The 7,537-nt window shown below is 45.1% G+C and carries 8 protein-coding genes; 3 read left to right on the forward strand and 5 right to left on the reverse strand.

Annotated features, from left to right (window positions below; translation table 11 throughout):
* Positions 1-188: 188 nt before the first annotated feature.
* Entirely contained in the window at positions 189-905 is a 717-nt protein-coding gene (locus tag ALO_RS10895; RefSeq protein WP_004095674.1) for a class I SAM-dependent methyltransferase, read from the forward strand.
* A 90-nt stretch (positions 906-995) separates the two neighbouring features.
* Entirely contained in the window at positions 996-1,922 is a 927-nt protein-coding gene (locus tag ALO_RS10900; RefSeq protein ID WP_040293201.1) for a patatin-like phospholipase family protein, read from the forward strand.
* Positions 1,923-2,111: 189 nt separating this feature from the next.
* Here ALO_RS10900 and ALO_RS10905 read toward each other — a convergent pair whose 3' ends face one another.
* From ALO_RS10905 to recG, 5 genes are all read right to left on the reverse strand, one after another.
* Positions 2,112-2,690, reverse strand: a complete 579-nt coding sequence (locus ALO_RS10905; RefSeq protein ID WP_004095678.1) for a DJ-1/PfpI family protein — start codon at positions 2,688-2,690, stop codon at positions 2,112-2,114.
* Positions 2,691-3,001: 311 nt separating this feature from the next.
* Positions 3,002-3,766 (reverse strand): PRC-barrel domain-containing protein, encoded by a 765-nt coding sequence (locus tag ALO_RS10910; RefSeq protein ID WP_004095681.1) that lies wholly within the window; start codon positions 3,764-3,766, stop codon positions 3,002-3,004.
* Positions 3,767-3,791: 25 nt separating this feature from the next.
* Positions 3,792-4,478 carry a tetratricopeptide repeat protein gene (locus tag ALO_RS20875; protein ID WP_004095683.1) on the reverse strand — a complete coding sequence of 229 codons (687 nt, stop codon included), beginning with the start codon at positions 4,476-4,478 and terminating at the stop codon, positions 3,792-3,794.
* Between the two features lie 174 nt (positions 4,479-4,652).
* Positions 4,653-4,841, reverse strand: coding sequence for a hypothetical protein (locus ALO_RS10920; RefSeq protein WP_004095686.1), 189 nt, complete (start codon positions 4,839-4,841; stop codon positions 4,653-4,655).
* A gap of 197 nt (positions 4,842-5,038) precedes the next feature.
* A complete protein-coding gene (recG, locus tag ALO_RS10925) occupies positions 5,039-7,090 on the reverse strand; it encodes an ATP-dependent DNA helicase RecG (protein WP_004095688.1) in 2,052 nt (683 codons plus the stop codon).
* Between the two features lie 168 nt (positions 7,091-7,258).
* Between recG and rpmB the strand changes: the two genes are divergently transcribed.
* Complete coding sequence (gene rpmB / locus ALO_RS10930; protein ID WP_004095689.1) at positions 7,259-7,450, forward strand: 50S ribosomal protein L28; 192 nt, start codon at positions 7,259-7,261, stop codon at positions 7,448-7,450.
* Positions 7,451-7,537: the final 87 nt, after the last annotated feature.

Consider the following 7,537-nt stretch of genomic DNA (forward strand, 5'->3'; position numbering starts at 1 on the left):
GCCATTTCAGGGTAGTTTTTTGTATCGTCAATTGACTTTCCCAACAGTCCTATACCGTTCTTACAGTCCCATAAAGATGGCAGGATTTTGGGCGCTAGCAGCGAAGAATACTAATTTAACCCGCATGAAACAGTTAAATTCCAGGTACTATATTAACTTAGACAGCACTGCCAAAGGGTGATGATAGCATGATACGGGAATTTTTTGACGATTATAAGTCTTATTCTCCTGCTAATACCCAGCAAGAGATTTACTTTATTATGCAGGTGCTGAATCTGCCCGCAGCAGCCCGGATATTGGATTTATATTGCGGTTATGGCCGTCACGCCATACAACTGGCCAAGAACGGATTTCGCGTTACCGGTGTGGATCCCACGCAGGCGTTTTTGGACATTGCCCGTCAAAAAGCCCGTGAGGAAATGGCGGAGCTTGAATTTCAACAGTATGATATGCGTTGTTTAGACTTTCATCAGAAATTTGATGCAGTCATTAACATGTTTGCTACTTTTGGTTATTTTTCCGATGAAGAAAACTTAAATGTCCTAAAATTGATTGCCCAATCCCTGCAATCAAAAGGGGTGCTGTTGATGGACCTGTTGAACCGGGATTGGATGGTCCGCAACAATTTAAATCGATATTGGCGCCATCCCGGCGGTGATTATGTCGTATCCTACAAAGTGGAATTGCAAAATGGCGTGGCTGTCATGAAACGAGAAATAACCAATCAAAATACCGGCGTCAAGACAAAGTATGAATTCTTTCTTCGCTCTTATTCACTGCCGGAACTCGATCTAATTATGCAGGCGAGCGGATTTCATATTGTAAATGCCTATGGCAATTTTGACAATGAACCGTATAGCCCGGACTCGCCGCGTATGATCGTCCTGGCGGAAAAAACAGTTTGATATCCGGTGCCGGCTGCAGATTTTTTTTGCTTCACAGTATACACCGGTCATTTCATACAATAAGTATGAAAGACTGCGAGGTGTTCTGCTGTGGAGAAAAGGCCAACGCCATACAAAAAACGGAGAAGGGTGGGGCTGGCGCTAAGCGGAGGCTCTCTCCGGGGAGTTTCTCATATTGGCGTTCTCAAAGTACTGGAAGAAAACCGCATCCCAATCGATATGATCGCCGGGACTAGTTCCGGCGCCATTGTTGCAGCTTTATACGCTTCTGGTTATACGGTGGCTGAGATGAGAACATTGGTCAAATCTGTGTCACTGCCGGAACTCATTGATATTCATATTAAGATGCCTGGTTTTATGAAAAAAGAGGTCAAGAGCTTTGTTCATGATCAGCTGCGGTTTATTTCCTCCCTGCCCATGGGGTTAATCAGCGGCGTCAAAATCGATAGGCTATTCACCGGATTATGGCAAAACCGCACAGTCAAGGACACTGTAATTCCGCTGGCCATTACCGCGGTTGATGTATATTCCGGCGATACGGTATTCTTTGTTACACCTTTGAACAATAGACGAAAAATCGAAAATGCCAGATACTACATTCAAACTATGATTGCCGACGCTGTTCGCGCCAGCATTTCCATTCCGGGAATATTCCTGCCGAAGGAATATGGTGATATGTTATTAGTAGACGGAGCGGTAAAAAACAACTTGCCTACTGATATTCTGCATCAAATGGGGGCGGATTTTATTATTGGCGTAGATTTGGGATATGACGGCCGACCCAACCACGACATTCATTCAATGACGGATATTTTAATGCAATGCATACAGATCATGGGAAGAGAAGTAACCCTGTTAAAAAGCAAAGAGTATGCTCATGTGATCATTCGGCCCGATACCGGCAGTCTTAATCACTCTGATCTCTCAGCGGAACAAAGAATCGACGAACTGATCCTTTGCGGCGAACAGGCTGCAAAGAACAAACTATCAGAGTTGCAGAGCAAGCTGTTTATGTAGCAAAGATACATATCGCGACAGTTGGATAGAGGAGAGTGGAACGGCCTTTTTCTTTCCAGTCTGGACAGCGCTTTATGGGGAGTATTGCTGTTTAGCATTCTTACCTCCTTGCTAAATCTTTTTATCGAATCATAAATTTAGCCTTCGGTGAATTCGCCGGAAGGCATTTAACGAGAGAAGATTGTCCTATTATAGAGTGGTTACATCAATGTCATACTCTATTTTGCGGGCCACCTCCTGTGAAACATTTAATCCAAATAATTCTTTCAACAAATAGAAACCTAACTCTAATCCCGAGCTTACTCCGCCAGAGGTAATGATGTTTCCGTCCTGCACTACTTTCGAGGAAACGACTTGGACAGAATAAGATTCTAATTCACGAAATGTCGTGTGGTAAGTGGTGGCTTTTTTTCCTGTAAGCAGACCGGCCTCCGCCAGTAAAAATGCTCCGGTACAAACAGAGGCAACGTATTTAACGGTTTTCATTTGTTCTTGAATGAAATGTTTAATTGCTACGCTTTTCATAGCCGCTAATCTGCCTTTGCCGCCCGGAGTTAATATAATATCGAGGGAAGGGCAGTCGGTGAGAGTCACATCCGGAAGGATTCTCATTCCGTTAAAGGCGCGGATTGGCTCGATAGTTTCCGCCACCAGAATCACATTAGTACTATCAGGTTTTATTTTATTCACGTAACTCAAAACTTCAAACGGTCCTACAAAATCCAGTTCTTCAACCTGAGGGAATATGAGTATGCCTATGGTTATCATTTTCCTGTCACTCCTTTTATTTATTGACCCAAATAATGTTAAAACGGGAGTTGTATGGATGAAGCAGAAGAATAAGATTTATATTATTTGCAAGAGACGAAATCGATAAAGCCTTAAAAGAATTCCACATAAATCCCGGAAAATCTTTTTTTACCCCTTTTTCGATCCAACTTAACATAATAGATATTATCGGACGTAATAAAATATTAAAAAGCCAGGATGGCATTCCGGTAATTTTTTTACCGTTTGTCCATTCTGGTTTTTGTTTAAAATTTAAACCCTTATTCACAAATCTTAAAATCATAGAATTGTTACGGATGCATTGCCAGTTCGAGATATTTTCCGGCTAATTTAGCTTTTTGAATGACTTCTTCCGTAATTTCCGCACCGTGCTCTACGATGACAACGCCGGTTTCCGTCTGAATGCGACGGGTGGATTTTTTCCCCAGAAGATATTGACGCTGCTTGTCGTCAGAGCGGTGAGCAAAATCCTCAATGGAAAAACTCCCCGCATGATGCTCTTCTTCTGAGGAATTCAGCCGTGTCAGAGGTCGAAGGGGCGTGACGTTTTGATAAGCGGCCGCATTGGACAATTCGGGTCCTCCGTCCGGCTCCTTGGAATCGGTAATGATCAAAACATCTTTACCCAATGTAATAAAACGGTTGGCCGGGACTTTTATCGTTTCCCCCTGTAGATTTTCTATTTCACAAGAGATGATACGGCCCGCTTCATCCAAATAAAACTCGTTAATCTTGCCTTGAATCTGGCCTGTATTGGACAAAACCTTGGTGCCAATGATTTTGACCCCTGTATTCAAAAATTGCACGGCTTCCGGCACCTGGAATATTGGCAGTAAGTCATCGCTGGTTTCGATGGTCACGGCGCCTTTCCCCAGGCCTTTGATGGCAGAAAATGACAATATTTTCGCCCCGAGATACCACATGCCAGCATCAATTGCCAAAGCTATCACTTCAGCATCAGCAGGATTGATCACCAGATCCCTTACAAGCCCCAGCTCTTTACCTTCTAAAATGCTGACTACCGGCAAATGAAGGATATCTTTGCTTTTCTGCATGTATACACCCTCCTATTCGCAGGAATCATTCCATTACACTCCACTCAGCGAATTCGTGATTAATTTCTGCCAGAACATCGGCGGGAATTTGGTGCAGGGGTATCGAGCCGATTGTTCGTTCGAGCAATACATTCTTAGCAATTCGCAGATAGGCGATATTGTGAACGAATTCTTGATCCAGCATGGAATTCTGAAGCATGGCCGGCAGATTTCTTCCCTCTGAAAAAAGATTGATCGCCGCGTCATAGGCACCTTGGGCTTTAAGCAGATTGCCGATTTCAATGACAAAATAGGGGGCGGCAATGCTCTCCGGATATAATTTTAATGCCTGCAAAAAAGTATTAAAAGCCAAAGCGGCGTTTTGTTCCTCTTTCGCATGATAGGCGATTTTGACCAGTTCATCCAAAGAAGCCAGCGGCTGATGAACCGGCGCGGCTTCACCACCGCTCGGTGCAGAGGCAGAAAGAGCGCCGGAGTGCCGGTTTGCCGCCCGGCTTTGCCGGACTACCGAAGGAATAGGCACGTTGTTGTCCTCTTGCGGTATTTTGTTACTAACCGGGGGCTCCGTCACGGCAGCCTCAATGGCAGATGCAAGTCCCGCTGGCGGCACGGGGGTTGCATCGGGCTTTACCTGATCTTGACAATCAACTAATTGATACGCTATCACAATGGCAGCCAGAGTCACAATGATCATGATCCATATGTAATTCACACAATTCCCACCATCCGGATGTATATTGTTTTACAATCATCCGTTTGACTTTATTCGACAAAAGATAATATTTCCCTGCCTTATTTCGGGAAATAGTCCATTCTTTCCTTAGATGCCATTCCCAAGGGCAAACTTGCTGATACTTGCTAACTGAGGCTGCAATGTCAGGCAAATCTACAGAGAATTTCGGAATATTCTGCAGGTGCCGTCCATCCAATTGATACAGTAGTCACAGCTGCGGATAAAGTTCTCGGGAGAAACATTTAACAGCGAATAGCCATACCCCATGGCGTGAATAACGTGTTCAAATGCATCGCATTTTCCCGCAATATGATACAATGTATCCCGGTCATACCTGTCCATGCCATCACCTCTCAATGAATTGATGTTCTATCAGTACTTGCCTGCAGCAATAGTTTATGTGAGCTAAGAAAAAATTATTTTATCATTTGAGGCTATAATCTAAAGAATAAATGCATAAAAGAACTGCATACGGCGCATAATGAGAATGTAAATTTTCTCCTCTCCCATAATTGGCGGCGCAAGCCGCCGCTTTTTTTTTATAAAACCTGCTTATCCGCAAGTTGTCCAAACCGCTTAGTGATTTGCGTCTGAATTGCAGAACACAATTCAGGGTGTTCTATGGTATATTCGGCGGCTTCTTTCGCCGCCAGCAGAATGTCCAGGTCATTGACTGAATTCATCAGGCTGGATTCCGGCAAACCGTGCTGCCGCGTGCCGAAAAAATCACCGGGCCCTCGCAAAGCAAGGTCTCTCTCCGCAATCTCAAATCCATCCTGTGTCTGAACTAACGTTTTAAGCCGCTCCAGCGTGTCGGCAGAATGGCCTTCGGAAATCAATACGCAGTAGGATTGGCTGTCGCCCCGGCCAATTCTTCCCCGCAATTGATGCAATTGAGATAAGCCGAATCGGTCAGCATTTTCCACAATCATGACCGTGGCCTGAGGCACGTTCACGCCGACTTCAATCACCGTGGTGGAAAACAAAACCAGAACCTTCCCCTCATAAAAAGCTTGCATAACCGTCTCTTTCTCTGCTGAAGCCATTTTCCCGTGAATCATGGCGCAAGGGATGTCTTTTAACCAGGCATTTTGAACTTCTTTCATGGTTTTAAGGACCGAACGCAGATCAAGCTCCTCTGTATCTTCAATCATCGGGCATACTATATAAGTCTGATGATTTAGGGCAGCCTCACGTCTTACCAGATTTTTATACACCCGTTCCCGCATATCCGGGTTCACCAGGTAAGTCTTTATGACTTGTCGGCCAGGCGGCAGCTCTCGGATCGTAGAGATATCCAAATCGGCGTAAAACACCAAAGCCATGGTTCTGGGGATGGGCGTTGCCGTCATAACCAATACATCCGGCGCCTGCCCTTTTGCCGCCAGCAGCGCCCGCTGTTTCACACCAAACCGGTGCTGTTCATCTGTTACCACCAGCCCCAATCGTTGGAATTCAATATTTTCCTGAATCAGCGCATGGGTGCCAATGACCAGTTGGATTTGACCGTTTTTTATGGCATCAATGATGGATTTTTTCGTTGTCGTGGACATTCTTCCGGTAAGGAGCTGTACCTTTATTCCCAGTGGGTCCACACACTCCGTCAGGAATGTATAGTGTTGGCTGGCGAGGATTTCTGTGGGGGCCATCAATGCCCCCTGATAGCCATTCTCTATGGTTTTAGCCAAAGCAATCGCCGCTACAACGGTCTTGCCGGATCCAACATCTCCCTGCAGCAATCGTTGCATCGGCCATTCGCTTTCCATATCCTGTTTGATTTCATCCAAAGCCGCCGCTTGACCATTGGTCAGGCGAAACGGCAGAAGACTTTCCAACTGGTTGACCCAGCGGCCGTCCGGAGCATGTTTAATGCCGGCATGCTGACGCCGATAGCCGGCCCGGCTTAGCAATAGGCCGCATTGTAAAAAATAATATTTTTCAAATGCCAGTCGTTTTAGCGCCGCTTTAACCGTATTTTCATCTGAAGGACGATGTGCAGAACGGATGGCTCGGTCACGGCTCATTAAGTCCCACTGTCTTATGATTGCCTCCGGAAGAGTTTCCGGAAAGCAGTCGCATTCTTCTATGGCCTGATAAATCAGCCCGCGCAATGTTCTTTGCGCTAAACCATCTGTTGTCGGGTATATCGGCACGATAGTGCCGGTATGAAGAGAATCTGATGTCTCCGCGTCGGGTTCTACTTCCGGATTAACAATTTGCTTGATCCCGGTCCGGATTTGAACTTTGCCGTATATGGACAGCTTTGAATCCACCTGAAGCTGCTGCTTTTTATAAGGCTGATTAAACCAAATAAGCTCAGCACTTCCGGAGGAGTCTCGCACCGTTGCTTTAGTAAGAGTTTTCCCTCCTTGTCGAAGATTTTGCACCTGGACCACTTGCGCCGTAAAGGCGGCTTTTTTCTCCGGCTCCAGAGCAGATATCAGTTGAAAAGCAGTCCTGTCTTCATACCGGAACGGAAAGTGCTCCAACATATCTTCCACAGTCAAAATATTTAGTTTAGCCAGTTGCTTCTCTCGCATCGGCCCAATTCCTTTAATACTTTGAACTGGCTGTTTTGCAGGATTAACCATCCTTCTCACCACCCTATGGATACTTTGACACTAACCCACATATTCCCTTGTTAACAGTAAAAACTATGTTCCAGCTCTTGCGTATTGTACCAGAAATGTGATAATATATTAATGTTATGGATATTAAGACGCATGTCCTTCATCAAAGTAGACTTGGAGGTGGAATAGATGGCAAACGTTTGTGAGATTTGCGGTAAAGGGGAACGTAGCGGTTTCAATGTAAGTCACTCCCATCTGAAAACGAAGCGCACCTGGAAACCCAACATTCAAAAAGTCCGGGCTATGGTCAACGGTAAAGTTAAACAATTAAACACTTGTACTCGTTGCTTGCGTTCCGGCAAGATCCAAAGAGCGATGTAATATAACATTACAGCCGCATGGGTGAAAGACAAAACCGCTTTGCGGAGTTCTTTTCCGTCTAGATAACAAAAAAGACTTGGTATTTAC

Origin of the sequence: Acetonema longum DSM 6540, from assembly GCF_000219125.1 — a bacterium.
Taxonomy (GTDB): domain Bacteria; phylum Bacillota; class Negativicutes; order Sporomusales; family Acetonemataceae; genus Acetonema; species Acetonema longum.